Source organism: Paenibacillus sp. FSL H8-0168, assembly GCF_038592955.1.
In the GTDB taxonomy this organism is placed as follows: Bacteria; Bacillota; Bacilli; order Paenibacillales; family Paenibacillaceae; genus Paenibacillus; species Paenibacillus polymyxa_B.
In genome coordinates this window covers 1,318,357-1,337,816 of sequence record NZ_CP151948.1, presented here as the reverse complement: position 1 = coordinate 1,337,816, position 19,460 = coordinate 1,318,357, and the positions used below count along the sequence as shown (strand labels likewise).

19 protein-coding genes are annotated in these 19,460 nt (G+C 46.4%); 1 reads left to right on the top strand and 18 read right to left on the bottom strand.

The window, feature by feature from the left end:
* Window positions 1-279: 279 nt before the first annotated feature.
* The 3 genes from MHI21_RS06130 to thpR all read right to left on the bottom strand — a co-directional run bounded on the left by MHI21_RS06130 (window position 280) and on the right by thpR (window position 2,589).
* Window positions 280-963 (bottom strand): metal-dependent hydrolase, encoded by a 684-nt coding sequence (locus MHI21_RS06130; protein ID WP_029516186.1) that lies wholly within the window; start codon window positions 961-963, stop codon window positions 280-282.
* Window positions 964-1,098: 135 nt separating this feature from the next.
* Entirely contained in the window at window positions 1,099-1,911 is an 813-nt protein-coding gene (locus MHI21_RS06125) for a cell wall hydrolase (protein ID WP_342419661.1), read from the bottom strand.
* A gap of 111 nt (window positions 1,912-2,022) precedes the next feature.
* On the bottom strand, window positions 2,023-2,589 hold the full coding sequence (thpR, locus tag MHI21_RS06120) for an RNA 2',3'-cyclic phosphodiesterase (RefSeq protein WP_342419660.1): 567 nt from the start codon (window positions 2,587-2,589) through the stop codon (window positions 2,023-2,025).
* Window positions 2,590-2,816: 227 nt separating this feature from the next.
* On the opposite strand from thpR, the gene MHI21_RS06115 reads away from it, so the two are divergent.
* Window positions 2,817-3,773: a D-2-hydroxyacid dehydrogenase gene (locus tag MHI21_RS06115; RefSeq protein ID WP_342419659.1), complete on the top strand. Its 957-nt coding sequence runs from the start codon at window positions 2,817-2,819 to the stop codon at window positions 3,771-3,773.
* Between the two features lie 4 nt (window positions 3,774-3,777).
* Here MHI21_RS06115 and MHI21_RS06110 read toward each other — a convergent pair whose 3' ends face one another.
* From MHI21_RS06110 to MHI21_RS06040, 15 genes are all read right to left on the bottom strand, one after another.
* A complete protein-coding gene (locus tag MHI21_RS06110) occupies window positions 3,778-4,764 on the bottom strand; it encodes a methyltransferase domain-containing protein (RefSeq protein ID WP_342419658.1) in 987 nt (328 codons plus the stop codon).
* Window positions 4,765-4,777: 13 nt separating this feature from the next.
* On the bottom strand, window positions 4,778-5,722 hold the full coding sequence (locus MHI21_RS06105) for an MsnO8 family LLM class oxidoreductase (RefSeq protein WP_341163704.1): 945 nt from the start codon (window positions 5,720-5,722) through the stop codon (window positions 4,778-4,780).
* Between the two features lie 69 nt (window positions 5,723-5,791).
* On the bottom strand, window positions 5,792-7,207 hold the full coding sequence (gene dgt / locus MHI21_RS06100) for a dGTP triphosphohydrolase (protein WP_061830290.1): 1,416 nt from the start codon (window positions 7,205-7,207) through the stop codon (window positions 5,792-5,794).
* A 230-nt stretch (window positions 7,208-7,437) separates the two neighbouring features.
* Window positions 7,438-8,349, bottom strand: a complete 912-nt coding sequence (gene nikC, locus MHI21_RS06095) for a nickel transporter permease (RefSeq protein WP_025720529.1) — start codon at window positions 8,347-8,349, stop codon at window positions 7,438-7,440.
* Window positions 8,350-8,384: 35 nt separating this feature from the next.
* Window positions 8,385-9,389: an ABC transporter permease gene (locus MHI21_RS06090; protein ID WP_069291317.1), complete on the bottom strand. Its 1,005-nt coding sequence runs from the start codon at window positions 9,387-9,389 to the stop codon at window positions 8,385-8,387.
* A 29-nt stretch (window positions 9,390-9,418) separates the two neighbouring features.
* Window positions 9,419-11,074, bottom strand: coding sequence for an ABC transporter substrate-binding protein (locus MHI21_RS06085; RefSeq protein WP_322173317.1), 1,656 nt, complete (start codon window positions 11,072-11,074; stop codon window positions 9,419-9,421).
* A gap of 842 nt (window positions 11,075-11,916) precedes the next feature.
* The gene (locus tag MHI21_RS06080) at window positions 11,917-12,882 is read right to left on the bottom strand and encodes a glycoside hydrolase family 25 protein (protein ID WP_342419657.1); all 966 of its coding nucleotides are present in this window, start codon (window positions 12,880-12,882) and stop codon (window positions 11,917-11,919) included.
* A 157-nt stretch (window positions 12,883-13,039) separates the two neighbouring features.
* Window positions 13,040-13,486: a phage holin family protein gene (locus MHI21_RS06075; RefSeq protein ID WP_040101929.1), complete on the bottom strand. Its 447-nt coding sequence runs from the start codon at window positions 13,484-13,486 to the stop codon at window positions 13,040-13,042.
* Between the two features lie 111 nt (window positions 13,487-13,597).
* Window positions 13,598-14,476, bottom strand: coding sequence for a phage tail protein (locus MHI21_RS06070; RefSeq protein ID WP_342419656.1), 879 nt, complete (start codon window positions 14,474-14,476; stop codon window positions 13,598-13,600).
* Window positions 14,477-14,491: 15 nt separating this feature from the next.
* Window positions 14,492-14,881 carry a phage tail protein gene (locus MHI21_RS06065; RefSeq protein ID WP_235307581.1) on the bottom strand — a complete coding sequence of 130 codons (390 nt, stop codon included), beginning with the start codon at window positions 14,879-14,881 and terminating at the stop codon, window positions 14,492-14,494.
* Between the two features lie 42 nt (window positions 14,882-14,923).
* The gene (locus tag MHI21_RS06060; RefSeq protein ID WP_341162065.1) at window positions 14,924-15,754 is read right to left on the bottom strand and encodes a putative phage tail protein; all 831 of its coding nucleotides are present in this window, start codon (window positions 15,752-15,754) and stop codon (window positions 14,924-14,926) included.
* Window positions 15,744-15,875, bottom strand: a complete 132-nt coding sequence (locus MHI21_RS06055; RefSeq protein WP_341162066.1) for a hypothetical protein — start codon at window positions 15,873-15,875, stop codon at window positions 15,744-15,746. The genes MHI21_RS06060 and MHI21_RS06055 overlap by 11 nt, the downstream gene beginning before the upstream one ends.
* A gap of 41 nt (window positions 15,876-15,916) precedes the next feature.
* Entirely contained in the window at window positions 15,917-16,183 is a 267-nt protein-coding gene (locus tag MHI21_RS06050; protein ID WP_341162067.1) for a hypothetical protein, read from the bottom strand.
* A 61-nt stretch (window positions 16,184-16,244) separates the two neighbouring features.
* Window positions 16,245-16,856, bottom strand: coding sequence for a hypothetical protein (locus MHI21_RS06045; RefSeq protein WP_341162068.1), 612 nt, complete (start codon window positions 16,854-16,856; stop codon window positions 16,245-16,247).
* Window positions 16,857-16,868: 12 nt separating this feature from the next.
* Entirely contained in the window at window positions 16,869-19,460 is a 2,592-nt protein-coding gene (locus tag MHI21_RS06040) for a hypothetical protein (RefSeq protein ID WP_342419655.1), read from the bottom strand.

Sequence of the window (19,460 nt, the reverse complement as noted above, 5' to 3'; positions counted from 1 at the left end):
ACTTGAAAAATACGTCGATTCCACTGATGAATCTAATTAGTTCTATCATTTTATCATTGACCTATCATGTTAGCAATTCAAAGTTTTTATGATTGTGATAATAAATCTTTTACATTACAGCTTCAACGTATCAATGCAAAAATATCTCATTTTTATGTATAAATATTCACTTTTAAAAAACAGCCTTTCCTATTCCTCTAAGGAACAGAAAAGGCTGACAAAGGAGATTTGATGAGTTTATAGACCATCAAGTATATTCCCGTAAATTAGATATCCGTATTAAAATTCGAGACTTTCGCCGGGCTTCAATGCTTTCCCTTCAATACCTTCTTTGTGCAGACGATCACAGAAGCCGTCTCCGTCCTGCTCAATACCCGGGAACGTATTGTAATGCACCGGTATTACGCGGCTTGCACGCAGCCACTTTGCTGCCAGCAGTGCATCCTCCGGTCCCATCGTATAACCATCTCCGATAGGCAATACCGCAGCATCGATGGAGTTAGTTTCGCCAATGAGACGCATATCGCCAAACAGGCCAGTATCCCCTGCATGGAAAAAGGTTTGGCCTCCCATGGTCAATAAGATCCCTGCCGGCTCTCCCATGTAAATGGTTTGCCCGTCCACCGTCAAAGATGAGCTGTGGAATGCAAGCGTGAATTTCACATGGAAACCGTCAAAGTGGTGACCTCCACCCAGATTCATACCATGAGCTTTGGCCCCCAAGGATGAACAATATTCGGCCAGTTCCGCGACCGCGATTACTGGACAATCATTGCGCTTGGCAATTTCAACAGCATCTCCAAAATGATCGGCATGACCGTGTGTCAACAACACGGCATCCACCTGAATATCCTCCGCCTGTACGGTTGCTTTAGGATTTCCCGTCAAAAAAGGATCAATAATAATCCGTTTCCCCTCTGCCTCTACCAGTACAACTGAATGTCCATAATATGTGATTTTCATATCATCTACGCCTCCTTTGTCACTTTCATTATTTTGGTTACTTTCCTTTACCTATTATACCTCTTTTGCATACTGGCTTCACCTGTACCCTAAAATTCGTTCACAAAGCTGAACCCTATTGTTTAGAAAGGGCTGTTATTTGTAGAAAGTATGATGACCGATAGTTTTCACCTTCGTACGCGAATGATGAACCGTAAGGTCCTGGGCCAACGTAAGCGACAGGAAAAAACAGGTGTTATCAGGCACGGCTTTATGGCCGTTCAAAGCAGCAGTAACCGCACGGATGCTGTCCTGGTTGGGCTGAACACGACGAAGACGCCCGTTCGCGACCGGACTAAATTGCGCTTTTTGATAAATCACTGCCTGAATCGTATCGGGAAATGGGGCTGACCGCAGCCGGTTTAAGACAACGTTGGCAACTGCCACTTTGCCTTCGTACGGTTCGCCTTCTGCTTCTGCCATCACTATTTTTTGCAGCAGGAGCAGTTCTTTAGCGGAGACAGGATAGCTCCAGGTAGACAACGCCTTGTCATCCTGCGTGAGCATTTTTGTCTTCGTAAAGTAGATGGTTGTAGGAGGGGTTAGGATTGCGGACTTGCTATGCTGGACCTCAGGATTTTTCTTGCCTGTAGCAACGTTATTCCGAGCTTGTTCCGCCTGCTTCATCTGGGAAGCGGGTAACGGAGTCGGCATGATTTCTTTCCAGCTTGACTGCCCATGAGTAGCGACAAAGATGGGGCTTGTCCTGTTTGACCCGTTATGGGTCCCCATCCTGTCGCCATATGTAGGAGACGAAGAGTTCCCTGACCAGCTCAGAGATTGCATAGGTGTATTTTTATGATTTTTCTGTGTTTGCTGAACCTCAGCGTAGAGGCCTATCCCCAATATACAAACAAGCAGCACACTCAATAGAGGTGCAAACCAACGATGTTCTTTAACAATTTCCATAATGTTCCTCCCGTTAACTATAAGCACATTCCTCAGATATGTAACCTAAAATGCGCTTTTTGAATAACGCTGAAACACTATATCACTAAATTCGCTGATAGATCAAGGCTTTCACCTCATTAATGGGAATGTTTGAATTATTTGGTACATTGGTTTTTGACCCATTCGGGTTGCATATAAAACAAATTCTCCCACTTCCCATGGCTCGCTGCATCGGTCATTTGGCTGCCAAATAGACGGTGGAATAGGCTGTTCTCCTGTGTACGAACGTGCTAGGGTGATATGAGGTCGATAAGGTCGCTCCTCGGGTTTAAAACCCAGCGGTTCGGTAGCCTGGAGTATGGACTGGTACAGTTGATCCAGTGAATCACGCTGCCCGGTCACTCCCCTCCACAGTACACGCGGAAATTCTTTACGGCCAAAAAAACCTGCTTCTCCAATGCCGAGTGTGAACGGGTCATGCTCAGCTGCAGCTTGAACTAAAACCTGCTCAAGTTTCGGTATAACCGAGGTCTCCACATCACCCAAAAACTGAAGTGTCACGTGGTAATCTCTGAAATCACTCCATTTGCGAAAAGTCAGGTCTTTTAAATCCTGCTCCACCCAATAATGTAACTTCTTCTTATGCTCATTCGGGAGAGCAATAGCTGTAAAAAGTCTTTGCGATTCATTTTTCATCAACCTATACCTCCTTTCCTAATTGATATTTGTGGATATCTCAAAAAGTAGCTGTTTGGATTGTCCCTGATCAGGGTAAAGCCATTTGTTGTTATATATAGTGACACTGCGAGCTCGTTTTTACCCTCCTTATGCAATTTTTTCGGCAATCTGTTATTCTTGAAAGGATGGTTCGCCAGAATATATTGGAAACTCCAAGGAATCAAAAATCGAGGAGGCTATGAACTATGGGAAACATTTTAAGCTTACATCAACTTACGGAAGAGCAAAAAAAACAAGTTCGTGCAACGGTTCCGGGCTACGAGTTGATTATTGGCAAAGCTCAGGAATTGGAGTCTAAACAAATCCGTGAGGCCGAGGTTATTCTAGGCTGGTCCAAGCATATTGCCGAGGAGGCCTTACATCCAGACAGCAAGCTGAAGTGGATACAAACCTGGTCGGCTGGGATTGATAAACTCCCGCTTACCGAATTGGAAAAGCGTAACATTTTACTCACGAATACGAGTGGGGTGCATGCAATTCCAATTACAGAGCAGATCTTTGGAATGCTGCTATCGCATACACGTTATTTACAGCAAGCAGCTCTCTTGCAACGTCAGAAAACATGGCAGCCACCGAAAGGCCAACTGACGGAATTACGTGGTAAAACGCTGCTGATTACAGGCGTTGGCGAAATTGGCCGGGAAACAGCGCGGATTGCAGAAGCCTTTGGCATGCGGGTGATCGGAGTCCGCCGTTCTGGCAAGGAAGCTCCCCATGTAGAGCACATGTATACTAACGAACAACTACACGAAGCATTGGGAGCAGCGGATATCGTGGTAAATATATTGCCATTCACCGAGGAAACCCATCACTTCTTTGACGAAAAAGCATTTGCAGCTATGCGTAAGGGTGCCTTCTTCATTAATGTAGGTCGCGGTGGCACCGTTCATACGGATGCGCTTGTACGCTCTTTGGAACAAAAGCATATTGCCTTTGCCGGACTGGATGTATTCGAGGAAGAACCGCTACCTGCTTCACATCCGCTATGGAGTCTGGACCATGTCTTGATCACACCGCATAGTGCAGGCGATACGGACCGATATGCCGAACGGGCGGTGGATATTTTTCTTACTAATTTGAATGCCTATGCCGCTGATCAGGAGTTACCGCTGAATTTGGTTAACTACAAAACTCAGTATTAATACACTACTTACAGATCCAGATTTCCCGACTCATACCTGTCTTATGTATGCGGCATTGCTCCGTAAGGGTCCAGCCTGACTCGGATAACAATGTTTCCATCGGCTCCGTGCTCACGACCACTGCCCGCGCGGCCAAGCGTCTCAGACTGCGCAGCATCTTCTTTTGTTCATCAGCCGGGAGCACGGAGCACAGGTTATAGGGCATATCCAATATGGCCGCATCGTATGTGCCTTCGAGCATATTCATATCCCCGAGCTTCACTAGATCTTCTTCATATCCAAAATGACGCAAATTCACTCGTGCCCCACGCACCGCCAACGGGTTGATGTCACAACCGCGAATATCCTTCCCCATGTTCAATGCCTCAATCATTACATTGCCCATACCACAACACGGGTCTAGCAGTTTCAATGAGCCTGACTCTCCCTTTGCGGCTGTTAGATCAGTTGCTGCCAAATTCACAAGTGCCCTAGCTACCAGAACGGGTAGTCCAGTAGAATAATTTTGCGGCTTCTGACGACGCTCCTGCCACGATCTGTCGCTATACTGACACGTGCCCAGTAGCCACCGTTCTCCTATCCGAATAACACCAAGGGTGATATCCGGTGTCTTCATTTGCGCCTGGCCATGAATGCGTGCACCCATTCGCCGTTCGATCCCGCGCCGCTCGTCGTAGTCGGCCTCATGGTCACCTTCTTTAAGGCACAACACCTTGAAAGTCTTTCCTTCCTCAAGTTGTAACATAGAGGCTGCTTCGCATAGCTCTTCCAGTGTTCCCGCATCTGTCATTACATCCAGCCGAAGATGAATAAACGGGCTGGTACCCGGCTCCAGCCGCCGATGGGACAACAGGATGGAATCCTGTACGGGCGGCTGACCGAACAAGCATTTCAATTCCATAAGACACAACTCACGCTCTGTTTCATGACACGCATAGGTATATATGTAGCTTGGTTTCATTTCTTCGATATTCGTTTTCTGTTTATTCATGTCATATCTCTTTTCATTTGGAATCAAGGCTAGAATTTACAGCCTCCGCTATTAGACGGTAGGAGTGAAGCCGCTGCTCATAATCGGGAATCGGTGTGACCAACAGAAACTCATCATTATCATATTTAATCTGCAAGCCGCGTAACCGTTCGGCAATATCCGACGGCGTTCCCACTAGCCAGCTGGCTCGCATTGCCGGGTCGCCCAATGAAATCTGAGCAGCCCATTGCTGCGCCAGTTCATTCGTCAAGGCACATACTGCTCCTACAGCCACCATGGTACGTGGCTTGTCCATCCGGTTGGATGGCTGAAAGCTGGAGCGGTAAATGCTTAGCATTTCTTCCGTTTGCTGTTCACTCATAAACTGACCGAATACATAGCCTGTTGAATACTGGGCGGCATATTCGGCACTTTTTCGGTTTGTACCTAGCATCCACACTGCTGGCGGCTGTTCAGGCATCGGCCGGGCAAACACAGGCACCTGTTCATATTCGTAAGTACCTTCCAGCAAAGCCAATAGAGCTTCCATCGTCTGTGGCAGCTCCGCCACATGTTGAAGAAAATTACCGCTCAGTGCCATCGAAGCATGAGGTCCCCCACCAGGTGCTCTCCCCAGGCCCAATTCCACTCTGCCAGGATATAGAGCGGCCAGCAGATGAAACCATTCCGCGACCTTGACTGGACTATAATGCGGAAGCAAAATAGCACCCGCACCCAGTTTGATTGTCTTCGTCACCGCCCCGATATGAGACAGTAGCACTTCCGGGCTGGAGGAAGCCAGCCCCTCCATATCATGGTGCTCCGAGGTCCAGTAGCGTGTATATCCCCATGCTTCTGCCTGTCTCGCTAGTTCACCAGCTCGTCGAACCGCCTGCTCCGGGCGGTTACCGGGCAGCAACGGTACCATATCGAGCACACCGAGATTCAACCTTTTTATAGATAAAGGCCGAGATTGCATAGGCACATTCCTCCCTCCTGCTATCCATTACAAACCAGTTCCTTCTACTATATAGGGGTAAATTAAAGGTCAGTCCAGATCATAAATGGAACCCACCTTCAGGCCGTATAACTCATTATAGATTTTTTCAGCAAAAGCATCGGTCATGCCTGCAATATAGTCTATGACCATATGCTCCCATGTCCAGATCGGTTTCGCCTTGGCTTGGTCGCGCTCATAGCGCTGGAGCCAGTCGCTTGGAATAATAGATTTGGACGTTTCTGGGTCCAGAAAAGCCAGCCACAGCCGTCTGAGCATCCACTCACTCCGTTTTTGCAGTCGCTGTACGCGCAGATCGCGGATCATCGTAACCCAAGCAAAGCTTTTCAACACACTTACAGTGCGCAGCATATCCAAATCTTCGCTTCCATCCCGTACGAAGGTCACCTTTTTCCAATTTCCATCATCAATTACACCCAAGCTGCTGACAAACAGGCTGACCCAGTATGCCTTCACTTCACGGCGGGTACGGGAATAATCGTGTTCACACATCGGCATCTTGCCATTCCACACCTTCAAAAATTCGCTCAGCACAGCCGCTACCTTCTGCTCAATCTGAGCCAGTTGCCAGCCTTGCCAGAAGCTATCCTCCAACGTGGTGATTTTCTCCGTAATCAGACGAATTAAATACGGATCATACAAGAAATGCTCGTGCACCTCGATTTTCCCAGCTTTAATCCCATCCTCCAGATCATGCGCAGAATAAGCGATATCGTCGCACAGGTCCATAAGCTGGGCTTCTAGCGTCTTTTTACCATCAGGGATACCCCAATCCTCGCGGATAGAACGTATGTATTCCCACTCATGCAGGTACAACCCTTTTTTGTTCAGAATCCCCGGGTATGGGTATTTGTTGATCCCCAGTAACACAGCGTCCGACAAATTCAAACCATCCACGTTCTCACGCTTCTCCAAAAACATAATCAGTCGGAAATTGTGCGCGTTCCCTTCAAAATGCTCATAAATTTGTCGCTCACGCGCATAGGCCTCCTGTCCACGCTTGGACTCCGGTGTGAAGCCTCCGGCGGAGGATATCTTTTCTACCTTTGTTTCAATCAGTTGATCCAAAATCCCGTCCAGCACCTCTTCTCCCTTGTGTCCGAACGGTGGATGCCCAAAGTCATGTGCAATGGAAGCACATTCTACCACCTCAGGGTCAATGATCAGTCCTGCGTTATCTGCCTGTTCCAGCTCTACTTCGGGATGGCGGCGCAGCAAGCTTCGTGATGCTTCACGCGCAATTTGCGCTACCTCCAAAGAATGCGTCAGTCGTGTGCGGTAATAATCGCCCGTGCCTGCGCCAAACACCTGTGATTTACCCTGCAACCGCCGGAAAGTCGGTGAATGGATCAAACGGGAGTAGTCCCGTTCATATGCGGCCCGTGAAGCGTCGCTTCGTGTCTGTTCCGCAAATTGCCGATGCTCTCTCTTGTCCTGCCATGTCATAAAGCCCACTCCCTACGTACTCAATTGGAGTGATTATACATTTTTTTCGCGCCTCAGGAAAGCTCACATGACTTTCAGCTGTAAAAGTTACTTTTAGCGCCACTACGCAGTCGGATGGTGCTTTCTACTCCAATACAAAAAAAGTCATATAAAAAAGGTGTTCTCCCAGCCATTTGCTTCAGGCCAGAGAACACCTCTTACTCAACTTTATATACCTCACCACTTTTGCTCTAACGCTTTGCCCTCGGGTCCAATACATCCCGCAGGCCGTCTCCCATCAGGTTAAATCCCAATACGGTCAGCATGATAGATACCCCCGGAAAAATAACTGTCCACGGCGCGTTCTGGATATATTGCCGCGAATCGGACAACATTTTACCCCACTCTGGCTCAGGAGGTTGTGCACCCAAGCCCAGAAATCCAAGCGCTGCCGCTTCAATGATGGCCGTTCCGATCCCCAACGTTCCCTGTACGATGATTGGTGTCAGGCTGTTAGGCAAAATATAGCGGAGGATGATTCGTGTATTATTGGCTCCAAGCGCTCTAGCAGAAGTGATATACTCCTCCGTTTTGACACTCAGCACCTTAGAGCGAACTAACCGTCCATACGTTGGCACATTGACAATGGCAATGGCGTACAACGCATTTTCCAATGAAGGCCCTAAAATGGCCACAATAGCAATGGCCAGCAAAATCCCCGGAAATGCCAGTAAAATGTCGAATAGCCGCGAAATGGCCATATCTGCCCATTTTCCGTAAAATCCTGCGATTAAACCTAAGGCTGTTCCTACAATCATTGAACCAATAACAGACAAGAAACCGACCCACAACGAGATTCTGGCTCCATACAGCGTGCGAGTCAGTAAATCTCGACCGAGATCATCCGTACCGAACCAATGCTCCGCAGAAGGAGGCTGCAAACGGCTCACCAAGTTTTGCTCTTTATAGTCAAAAGGAGCAATCCACGGCGCGATCAAAGCAATGATGACAAAGAAGATAATAATGCTCAGGCCGACGAACGCCATTTTATTGTGACGGAAAGCCCTCCATGCGTCTCTCCAAGGGCCAGTCACGACAGGCAAATGCGCCAATGTGCTGCGTGTCGTCGGTATGTTGTTGGGTTCCATTGAAAATTGTGACATCGGACAAGCTCCCCCTTGAACAATTGACGACTTGATTACTGATAACGGATACGCCGGTCGAGCACCGCGTACAGCAAATCGACAATCAGATTAATGATGACGAACAGGAACGCTATGATCAGAATTCCGCTTTGGATAACCGGATAGTCACGCGAGCTGATCGCTTCAAAAATGTACCGTCCGATGCCAGGCCAGGCAAAAATGGTTTCTGTCAGTACCGCGCCTCCCAGTAGTGATCCAGTCTGAAGACCGATGACAGTAAGTACGGGGATCGCAGCATTTTTAAGCGCATGTTTGTACACGACTTGAAAAGATGCCAGCCCCTTCGCCCGAGCCGTACGGATATAGTCCGCATCCATAACCTCCAGCATGCTGGAACGGGTAATGCGCGCAATGACCGCCATTGGAATCGTTCCAAGTGCGATACTGGGCAGGATCAAATGCTTGATGACGGTCCACACCTGATCCATACGCCCACCTATGAACGCATCAATCACGGCTAAATGTGTCACAGCTTCCACCGGATCACGGGAATTCATGCGTCCGATGGAAGGAAGCCAATGCAGTTTATTCGCAAAGATCCACTGCTCCATCAAGCCCAGCCAAAAAATCGGCATCGATACTCCGACCAGTGCAATGACCATGCTCACATAGTCAAACCAGGAATTTCGCTTCCAGGCACTCACGATGCCGGCATTCATTCCGACTACAACGGCAAAAAACATGCTTGCTACTGTCAACTCCAGCGTAGCCGCCAGATAAGGGACCATTTCCCGGGCAATCGGCTGCTTGGTGCGAATGGAATCGCCCAAGTCCCCTTGTGCCAACTCACCTAAATAGGTCCCATATTGCTGTAACCACGGCTTATTCAGCCCCAATTGCTCGCGTAGCGCCTGCTTGGACTGTTCTGTAGCCTTGTCTCCTAGTATGGTTTCCGCTGGATCTCCCGGAATGGCATGAATAATCGAAAATACGATGAGCGTCATGCCCAGTAATACAGGAATCAATATAGCCAGTCTTTTCACAATATATGAGTTCATATCCTATTCACCGCCTACTTGCGTTTGGGCTATTCAAAATAAATATTTCCGTACGCTTCCATACCTGCCGGAGAAGGTACAAAACCCTTGAGGTTCGCTTTACCTGCCATCAGCGGTGTGCTGTGAACCAATGGAATCCACGGGGCATCCTGTTTAATAATCACTTGTGCTTGTTTATACAGTTCCGCACGCTTGTCCTGATCGACCTCAACCTGCGCCTTCACCAATATTTTGTGGAGTTCCTCATTCACATAAAAACTACGGTTATTGCCTGGGATCGTATCCTTGTCCAGCAATGTATAAAGGAAATTATCCGGGTCACCATTATCCCCGTTCCATCCCAGCATATACAGATCATCCTTTTTCCCCGCCTTAACATCATCCAGATACGTAGCCCATTCCGGGGATTGGATGTTTACTTTGACGCCTATTTTTTCAAAATCGGCTTGAATGGCCTCTGCCACCTTTTTGCCGTCAGGCATATAAGGACGAGATACGGGCATTGCATAGAAGGTTAAAGGCTCGGGAAGCCCGTTAGGAAAGCCCGCTTCCGCCAGCAAAGATTTAGCCTTATCCAGATCATAGGCGTAGTCCTGAATACTATCGTTGTACCCCCATAACGTAGGTGGCATCGGATTGACCGCAGGCTTAGCCTGCCCTGCAAACAATGCATCAATAATAGCCTGCTTGTTCACTGCGTGATTCAGTGCCTGCCGCACCTTGGGATTATTGAATGTTTTTTTCTTTAAATTAAAGCCAATGTACGCCACATTAAAGGAGGGACGTTCAATTTTCACCAATTCGCTATTGCCGTCTAACTGCTTTGCATCATCCGGGTTCAAATCCTCCATCAGATCAATTTCCCCGTTTTGCAGAGCATTAAATCGTGCGGTATTGTCGGGTATGGAACGAACAATGATCTTAGCCAGCTTCGGCTGCCCCTCTTTCCAATAGTTTGGATTTTTCTCCAGCGTGATGGTATCGTTCCGTTTCCATTCCTTAAATACAAAAGGCCCCGTGCCGACCGGATTACTCTTGAAAGCAGCCTTTTTCTCCTGAATAGCCTTGGGACTTGAAATACTAAAGGATGGCATAGCGATATTTTGTAAAAACGGCGCCTGCGGCTTGTTTAGTGTAAATTGGACACTGTTCGCATCTACCGCTTTAACCTCCTTAATCACCCTACTTCCTTCAGGACCGAACATAGAATCATAATAGTCAAACGAGTCACCTTCAAATTTGTATGGACTTTTCGGATCAGCCCAGCGGTCAAAGTTAAACACAACCGCTTCTGCGTTAAAGTCACTTCCGTCATGGAATTTCACACCCTGACGCAGCTTGAACGTATAGACCAGTCCATCCGGTGATACTTCCCAGCTCTCTGCAAGCCCCGGTTGGATCTCCGTTGTATTTTCCTTATATTCCAGCAGTGTGTCGAACACTTGCAATCCGATTTTTAGCGACTCGCTTTCAGTCACAATGGCAGGATCTAGCGCCACGGAATCTCCGCCGCGTCCATAAATGAGCGTGTCCTGCACGCCCTCTCCTGCTCCGCTTGGTGTTTTCCCTGCCTCTGGCTTTGCTCCTTCACCTGATCCCCCACAACCGGAAAGCGCCAAAACAGCTCCTAGCGCAAGCACCAGCAGAACGGTCCAGATTTTGTGTTTCGCATACTTTTTGCTCATGCAGCAAACCCCTTTCACACCTTATATATTGTTAATTCGTTGATACCGGATGAATGCCAATTCCTTTAGATTGACATGACAAGCTTGTCCTCAAGCTGTGGTCCCAAATTCCGAGTTCATCAAATAGGTGTAGTAGGACAGAAGTGTTCATAATCTAGTGGTGTAAGAGAGGATATAGGGTAATGAATAGATGTGATGTAATAAATAGAAAGAGGAGTATGTCAGGTCGTGGTGAAAGTGTGATATATACTCACAAACAGTGAATATTATGCTCAAACAAAGTTGATTATTGGATACTTTACTATAAAATCTGGAAGCAGACAAGGGGGTTTTTCATACATTACCATATGTTTTTATACATCATGTCAATTAATATTACAAACCAATTTACACAATCATATCAAATAAATACTCCTGCTTGGAGTCTTCAACCTCCAATCAGGAGCATGATCTTACCTCAAAAATGTATTCAGCACCAAACCTACAGTCACGGCTTGGGCTCCTTTTACAATAGAGAAATGGTCGCCAGGCACTTTATGCGTGAACATTTCCCCCTTACAATACAATTCCCATCCTTTATATCCTAATTCCCAGGTATGTTCTGAAATAAACAAACAGACAGGGGCCTTTACAGCTCGATCGGGCTGGTAGACATGCTGCATTTTCACCCAATGATTCACACTTTTAAAGCGTTCGAGTTCAGCTTATGTAGAAATCATGAAGAACATTACTTTACAATAAGTGCAGGCGGTTGCCTTTGAACCGCCTGTCAATTTACGTTTCAGGTGTATGGCTTGGTTCACATGAAAATAATCCTTTCCGGGCATATGATTTGCAAAAGGTCATTTATTTTTTTTAAACACATCCAGACGGTTCAGTACGACCAGTAAGCGATAAAAATCGTAACTGCTTGGCAGTTTCGCATCCACAATCGGGCTTGCCGGATTAACTGCAACAGCGGCAGCCATCGCTTCCTTCGCCCAGGCCGGTACAGGCATAGCCTGACGCGCCTCCAGTTCAGCTACCCGCTGGTCCACTTTTTTAATATAAGCGCTTTGTTCATTCAATGTTTGTTTGAGCACATCTTTGCTGTTTTCAAGGGCGGCGACCTGCTGCTGCAGGGCCTTAAATGCCGCTTTTTCCTCTGCTGTCATTGGCTCATCCCCCTTTTCTCCTGCAAATGCTTGGCGTAGCTCGGCCTCTGTTCCGGCGTATACATTCAGGTCAACCGGCCCTTGAATTCCATCAACCCGTCCACTATCGCTGTATTGCCAAAAGTCCCAGCGCTTCCATGCTGTGGTGTCGCCGGGCACCCGTGTACTATAACGTGCAATCCACAGCTTATAACTACCCAATGGCGCTTTGAAATGGGCAGCAAAAGCATTCCCTGTATATACCATCGGCTTACGGCCGCTTACCCGTTCAAATTCTGTTAAAAATGCCAACGCAACCTCATGAATCACGGCCGAGCTAAGCCCTCCCGGATTATTTTCGTAATCCATTACCGCTGGCAAGTCCAGCGCTTTCGCACCACCCACCTGATCCAGCACCTCGGCGAAATGCCTGGCTTCCGCTTTTGCTGCATTTACACTAGTTGCATCTACAAAATGGTAAGCTCCCAGGAGAATCCCGGCTGTCTTGATCCCTTTTGCATTCGTGATAAATGTCGGATCGACGTAACGCTGTCCTTGACTCGCTTTAATAAAGGCAAACGATATACCATCGGCTCGTACACGCTTCCAATCAATTGTTCCCTGATATCGGGACACGTCAATGCCTTCGGCAGCGTTAGGGCTGCGATTCTGCATAAGGCGTTCCCTCCTTATCATTCATAATGTTGTAGCTCACTCTGTCTCTGTTATCCATATGCTTGGACCATCCATACGGTCTGGGCTTTTCCACTTTTACACCGAAAAAAGGGCAAAAAGGTAATCTGCCTATTTTGTAGTGGCCATCGGTGGCACTTTATGAAGCTTTATTTTCTTTGTCGGAAGGGTCGGTTGGCTTTATTTTTTCTCCACTCGACTTGGACTCAAAAATAGCTACCGCATTCCGCAAAATATCCGGCATCGGCACTCCCATTCTGCCCACATTTTCAATAATGGACAACAGCTCGTTCGCTAAATAAAAGAAAACGACGGCATCCCGGAAGTAATGTGCATCCCCGAGAATACCGTCGATTAGATGAGCTACCGTAATGAGCAAAAACACGGTAACCTTGCGGAAAATACCGTAATACCCCTGGCGGCTTTTTAGCTCCCCATTAATCCAGGCCGCTGCCCATCCGGTGAAAAAGTCGATCACGACCATCCACCACAGCAACGTCAACATTGTGGTCCACCCCCCAAAAAAATAACCGATCAAGGTCCCCGTGGAAAACCCCAGCCAAATCTGATCGATCTTTTCATGCATGTTTGTTCCCCCTTCTGAACCAAGGTGTAAAATGAATGCCCTTGGACTGATCCAAGGGCATATAAAAACACGCTCTGTGTGGCATCATTTAGTTGTTACTTAGCTCTGTCCTTATTCGAAAGCATACCATTGATAAGCTTGTATTTTAACATTGTTAGATATATAAACGGTTGCACTGATATTAAGATTAAACCCACCCGGTACTCCTGAATAAGAAACAGAAGCATCTGCACCTCTATAAGTGCGAATACCTGCAAGATTGCTAATATAACCGTTATAATCACTAGTACTACTGGAAATTGATATGTTAACCAATACGATGCTAGGTGTAAACGACAATCCTGAGACTGCTAACGATAACAAGGGATTCGTAGATGTTGCGGATACCTGACCATTAAAATTCCCGCTTGCAGATTTTTTGGTAGATAATCCACTTATTGCTTCCGCTAACTGATCTCCGGTCATACCAGAGTTGGCGCTGCCGCCTTTGCCAGTGATAGCGTTAGCGACCTTTGATTTAAGATCACTGGCTTGTGTAAAAGCCTGGTCTGCCCGACTGTAAGCTTCATTCGCTCGATCATTAGCTGCCTTTACCGCGCTCGGAGTAGCTGCCTGATCTATGGATGTGCTTCCAGTAGATGTATTAAGCTGCACAATCCCCCTCGCCTGTGTTGATGCTGAAGGCAAATCCGATGCTAGATGACTATGTTGCTTAGAAGCAGCGTACTGATCTGTATACTTCTTGGCATTCCCCTCTGCTGCACTCCATGCCGCTTGCTTAGCTGCCGTAACGTGGAAATCTGTATTGCTGGCATGATTGTCTAACGCTTCCTTAGAAGCAACCCCGTTTCCAGCCGGGTCCTTTTTGATATTTTCAACCTGTGCGGCCAATTCCTGATCGTTAGCATAAAGGGTATCAATCGGTCCATTCAGGACGTCCGCATGTCCTTGGTCGGTAGTAACAAATCTGCGTGGCTGTTGTATGCTCATACTTCTTCATCCTCCTTAATAGATGTCTTCAATTTCAAAAACAAACTCCATATCACTATCTTTGATCTTGTTGCTCATTGTACGGATGGCCGTCAGCTTCTCCGCTGAATCTACCAAAGCCAGCTCATTAATCGTCTCACCCACCAATTCATTTTCTGCCAGTGAGCAAGTATAACGAATTGTTGCAGGAGCAATAAATTCAAAGCTCGTAATATCCTTTTGAACCAGTTCCTTTTTCAACACCTGTTCTGTTCCATCCAAAGGCAGTGGCTTCCCTGCTTGATCCACACCGCCGCTACCAAACGCCATTTTTACTACTTTTGTCAGCGTTCCTCCCTCGGCACGGGCACGAGCCATTTGTTCCCTTGCATATGCAGTCGTAACTGTCAAAACTTGTTCTACCATACTTACCATCCTTTCTATCTTAAAAATAAAAGTTATATTGGTTTAGATTGAAATGACTTTCTCGGTTGAGCTTAACATCTGACTACCGTCCAGCTTCATACATCCATCTAACTTCCAATAATGGTCTCGAATTATCATTCTGCCTTCCTGATGATGATCCATTCGATGCTTGATGACCATTTTTGTACGGTTTAAATAGCGCATAGGTTCCTCTGTCCACCCGGACAAAGAAGCTATTCCGTTCAGTAATTCGACACCATCTAAATACCATGGCTTCCCACCAAAAAAGCGAACTCTTGAACGTAATCGAATACGAGAAACCATTTCATTCTCATGAAGAAATTCAAGCCTAGTTTTGTTATTCATATAAAAAGCAAGATGAGCAGGCTTAATATCCTCGATGATCTTTTTGAAATCAATCATATTTTCAGGGATTCTATTTTCAAAGCTTATACCAAACTTGTACTCAGCCGGATAAAAATCTACTTCCCCATCGACACCAAATGAGCTCATGATTTTCCGTATTAAATCCCCTGAAAATTTGCCACTCCCACGAAGTTTTGACTCCACAACGGATCGCCTCTGTTCCAGTGGCTTTTCCAAATAGATCGGGATACTCAACTCCATTTCCCAGCGTTCAAGCCCCCAAGTGGCGGTGCGAACAAAAAACTGGGCTAACGTATCATCTAGCGCAAGGTATAGAGCATCTAGTTCGCTACCCTTTGCATCCATATCGACGTGCATAACACGGGATGCTTCGTAATAGGCAGGAAGATAGGAAAATAGCTCCGGTCCCCGCGAACTGAACATTCGTTTACTAAAATCATCCGTTACATCTTGGATAACAGATTCTTTTTTTTCGTCAATATCCATCCATACTCACCATCCCCAGTTCTACCCCCTGATCAAATTGAATCGTTATAAAAGGATTGCTTTGTCTGTTCATTTTCAGCTTGGAGAAACCCATTATAATCAGATCCATTCTTTCATACATGCTCGCTCCTCCTTTGAGCACAGACATTTTTGCTCTCTGCTCTATACCGTTTTTTTACGAAAAATAGAGCTATACCATTTAACCGGTTCTCGCTGTGCACTGGAAACCTCCATAGATGACGATTCCTCTACGTTATCCAATACCAGATCAGAACGATGGGATAAAATCATTTCCTTCACTTGTTTACGTTGTTTTTCATCTAAAGCGTAGCTTCCAATGATAGCTGCTATATTACCTTCTCCCCGATCATAGCGGGTAATACAAGCATAAGCACAAATACGTAATTGAGTCTCTGTTAAAGCAGTCATAGTTATGACTTCACCTCTTTTTAAATAAGAATTTTGCGGCTAAACAGGAGTCAGTACATGGTTATTTTCCTGTGTTACCAAGCATGAGCTGGGTCAGCGTTACTTCGAGATCTGCAATACGCTGCTTCAATTGATCTGTCTCACTTGGCTGTTGCTCTGCTTTTTGTGTCAGTTCCTTAATTGCTTCCTCACTCAATCCTTCACTCCAGAACGTCGTTGGGTCTCTTCGTTCTGGAGTCGAAAAAGCCGGAGCAGAATATATAGGTTCGTCTCCACGTTCGTTTCCCAGCTTGTTTTGCCATTCAACATGCAACTTCTGAAATGAAGCTTGCGATTCCTTACTAATTTTCTCGTACTTCTTTTGTGCCTCAATCAGAGTTTCGTTATATTCTGCTTCATAGGCCAACCAGCCTTGAATATCAAACAGAGGATGATATAAGCCCGGTGGAACTGGAATACCAACCGTATAGCCAGCAGGGCTGGTTTCTGTATTCTCTTCATCAATGGCACTCGATTTATTGGTAGTACGCACATAGATGTCTTGTTGCTGGTCTGTGTCAGATAGTATGAGTGAAGATGGAGCATAAAAAGGGACGATACCCGAAAAGGCATCGTCCACTAGCTTGTCCTCCAGATAGAGGCCATCTGTATTTACTTTAGGTACTGCTTTCATATATTATCCTCCTTAAACTTCTGCTATAAATTGAACGGCATCTAAACGTATCCAACCATAGCCCCCTCTGCCTACTACTTCAACACGTCCGTCAGAGGATATTGCAATTACGGCAGTTTTGTCAGCGGACACCGCATCAGATGCTGCGCAGGTTAATACCGTTAGTATTTTTGGCCTGTATCCTTCCGGCAACCTAAAACATGTAACGGTTGCATTAGAAGTCGGTACCTTTATTGACCCGTGCATCTTAATAAGATTATCTGACATTTTAAGGTACTGAGGCCACATATCCACTGAGGATGTTTCTGCTGTAACGCCATTAAGCAACGTGGGTGTAATCCAGGAAGGGCTATCCTTGTCCGCCTTTTTGTTCTCCACCACAGACAGGCGCAAATTTGCTTGTTGCACGCAGTCTATCAAATCCAACAGCAGTGTCTTTTCGTTGGCTGCGTAGATTCCTGTGAACGGCACAACGGGTGAGAGACCAACCATAAAGTACGTGACACTGTAGGCCGATACTCTGTCGCTATCCGATGCATTCAAAAGTTGCGATAACGTACCTGCACTCGTGATCCATCCGACGCCCTTAGTCCATCTTGTGTCTAAGACCCCATCTTTGTATACCGTCAACGGTTGTATAGACCTGTTCCTGAGCAAGCGCGCGCTAAAGCTGGCGTTATTTATGTTCATCCTGTTGCCGAACATAGTTCCTGTCTCCATAAATACGTCGGCAGGCTCGCGCAACACAATTCCCGTACCTACTTCAACCTGATTGTCTCCCGCAACGAACGTTAGTTGCCCTTCGGATATGATAGGCTCTGCTGTAGGCGTTGCGAGTTTGTATACGAGTTGGTATGCCGACCAATTTCCATATCTTACGTACGACAAGGATGTTATCGCTGTTGTCGGCAAAGTAGTTACGTACAGCGTTGCTGCGGCCCCGTTCGAATCGTAGATAGAATCAAGCGGACACCACGCCTTCCCTACTGCCTCATTGTTAAACGGCTTACTAACGTCTCCTTGACCAGCCAAATACATCTTCCAGCCCATAAAATACGCCTTTATTTCGTCTGTTGTAGGTGTGTAGTTATCTCCCCATCCACTGTCTGCGCTAGAAATGGACAGACCCACAACACCAGATTCTGGGCTAAGGTGGGATTGATCCGGCCCGCTTAACGGGAAAACATGCTGAACCAACTTACCGTCAAACTTTGTTATCCTCTCACTGTCAACCATTCCATTAGTGGCAGGTATCCGCACAACTTTGTAGCCTGCGGCTGAATCGAAGTAACCCCAGGGTAGCGAGCCGTCAAGCGTCATACTGTGCCAACGTTTGCTTTTATAATATTGCCCATCACGTTCAAACACTGTATCAGCATTAGCCCCTGTAACTGGATCGGCGTACAGGTCTGTTTGCAGTGCCAGCATGGAGTCTTCATGCTGCTTGAATGGTTTGGCAATACTGCCGATGTTGAACATAAAGTCTGAAATCGTTACTTCGGCAGTGGATGTGCCCAACAAGCGGATCACTACACCTTTAGTACCTGCCGGAACTGTGAATGTATAAGATATAATTCCACTACCTGTTACATTACCGATAACCGCAGTCTCGTTTTGCATATTTACATGTATTCTACCCGTTGCTCCACTCGACTGAGCGGAAACCGTGTAAGCCTGACCCGGAACTAATGGGTAGATGGAAGATATCATTATATTCGAAGAAGAAACAACAACATTTCGATTATCTTTAATAAGAGGTGTTCCGACCGTAGCGTCCCAAGAATAAAAAGAGTGTGGGGCCAAATTCGCCCCATGCCGAATTGCATATGGATTACGCACAGGCATTACACTATCTACATAAGGATATTTGTTGTCAATTTGATCGTCGGTCATCGTTGCTAATGCTGCATATTCTGCTGCAGAAATCTCATAGATACGCGCAGCCTCAAAATAAGAATACTGTCCTACAGTACCCTGTGTTACCAAATCTATGTTAGTAATAATATCGCTGGTAGGTGCCAGCCTAAACCAAGCCGTAGCAAAGTTAGTCTTATCCGTAACTACAACTTTCGATTCTACCAGAGCATTCGGAGCCGAGATTCCTGCATCTATAGCGTTACCTACTTTAGCTCTTACAATTGCAACATAGTATTTCCCAGCTAAAAATTTAAAATTACTATAAAACCCCACTCCAACTGTATATCCCGATTTAATCGTTACTTTTAACGAATTAGGCATTATTCCCTTATTCAAAGTATCTAGCGCTATAACGGATTGATACGGCGTTATCCCCCTTAAGCTACTCAAATTCCCCCATCTTCCCAACAAATTCACCAACGTACGCCCGCTCATCCCCGTCAGCGAAAACGGCGATGCCTTTTCCGCATGAACAATTTGCACCCCGGGTTCGAGAGTCACCGCCTTACGCTCCGTCGTATCCAGACGTTTCTTGATCGCATTCACACCATCATTCACATCACCTGCGAAATCGTCTACAGCGCGCCAGTTTTGGTCCAAATACTTCTCCAGATCAAAATACGTGGTTTTGGGCGATGTGCGGTCAATTTGATTTAAGCCAAGGTTTGGTGTTTTTTCGCTTGCCAT

What these genes read in the sequence shown, in the direction of transcription:
- thpR (WP_342419660.1), bottom strand. Translation starts at nt 2,589, where the DNA reads ATGAAAAATGAATCGCAAAGACTTTTTACAGCTATTGCTCTCCCGAAT.
- MHI21_RS06090 (WP_069291317.1), bottom strand. Translation starts at nt 9,389, where the DNA reads ATGAACTCATATATTGTGAAAAGACTGGCTATATTGATTCCTGTATTA.
- MHI21_RS06125 (WP_342419661.1), bottom strand. Translation starts at nt 1,911, where the DNA reads ATGGAAATTGTTAAAGAACATCGTTGGTTTGCACCTCTATTGAGTGTG.
- MHI21_RS06045 (WP_341162068.1), bottom strand. Translation starts at nt 16,856, where the DNA reads ATGAAAGCAGTACCTAAAGTAAATACAGATGGCCTCTATCTGGAGGAC.
- MHI21_RS06130 (WP_029516186.1), bottom strand. Translation starts at nt 963, where the DNA reads ATGAAAATCACATATTATGGACATTCAGTTGTACTGGTAGAGGCAGAG.
- MHI21_RS06060 (WP_341162065.1), bottom strand. Translation starts at nt 15,754, where the DNA reads ATGGATATTGACGAAAAAAAAGAATCTGTTATCCAAGATGTAACGGAT.
- nikC (WP_025720529.1), bottom strand. Translation starts at nt 8,349, where the DNA reads ATGTCACAATTTTCAATGGAACCCAACAACATACCGACGACACGCAGC.
- dgt (WP_061830290.1), bottom strand. Translation starts at nt 7,207, where the DNA reads ATGACATGGCAGGACAAGAGAGAGCATCGGCAATTTGCGGAACAGACA.
- MHI21_RS06065 (WP_235307581.1), bottom strand. Translation starts at nt 14,881, where the DNA reads ATGGTAGAACAAGTTTTGACAGTTACGACTGCATATGCAAGGGAACAA.
- MHI21_RS06110 (WP_342419658.1), bottom strand. Translation starts at nt 4,764, where the DNA reads ATGAATAAACAGAAAACGAATATCGAAGAAATGAAACCAAGCTACATA.
- MHI21_RS06115 (WP_342419659.1), top strand. Translation starts at nt 2,817, where the DNA reads ATGGGAAACATTTTAAGCTTACATCAACTTACGGAAGAGCAAAAAAAA.
- MHI21_RS06070 (WP_342419656.1), bottom strand. Translation starts at nt 14,476, where the DNA reads ATGAGCATACAACAGCCACGCAGATTTGTTACTACCGACCAAGGACAT.
- MHI21_RS06055 (WP_341162066.1), bottom strand. Translation starts at nt 15,875, where the DNA reads ATGTATGAAAGAATGGATCTGATTATAATGGGTTTCTCCAAGCTGAAA.
- MHI21_RS06085 (WP_322173317.1), bottom strand. Translation starts at nt 11,074, where the DNA reads ATGAGCAAAAAGTATGCGAAACACAAAATCTGGACCGTTCTGCTGGTG.
- MHI21_RS06040 (WP_342419655.1), bottom strand. Translation starts at nt 19,460, where the DNA reads ATGGCAAGCGAAAAAACACCAAACCTTGGCTTAAATCAAATTGACCGC.
- MHI21_RS06105 (WP_341163704.1), bottom strand. Translation starts at nt 5,722, where the DNA reads ATGCAATCTCGGCCTTTATCTATAAAAAGGTTGAATCTCGGTGTGCTC.
- MHI21_RS06080 (WP_342419657.1), bottom strand. Translation starts at nt 12,882, where the DNA reads ATGCAGAATCGCAGCCCTAACGCTGCCGAAGGCATTGACGTGTCCCGA.
- MHI21_RS06050 (WP_341162067.1), bottom strand. Translation starts at nt 16,183, where the DNA reads ATGACTGCTTTAACAGAGACTCAATTACGTATTTGTGCTTATGCTTGT.
- MHI21_RS06075 (WP_040101929.1), bottom strand. Translation starts at nt 13,486, where the DNA reads ATGCATGAAAAGATCGATCAGATTTGGCTGGGGTTTTCCACGGGGACC.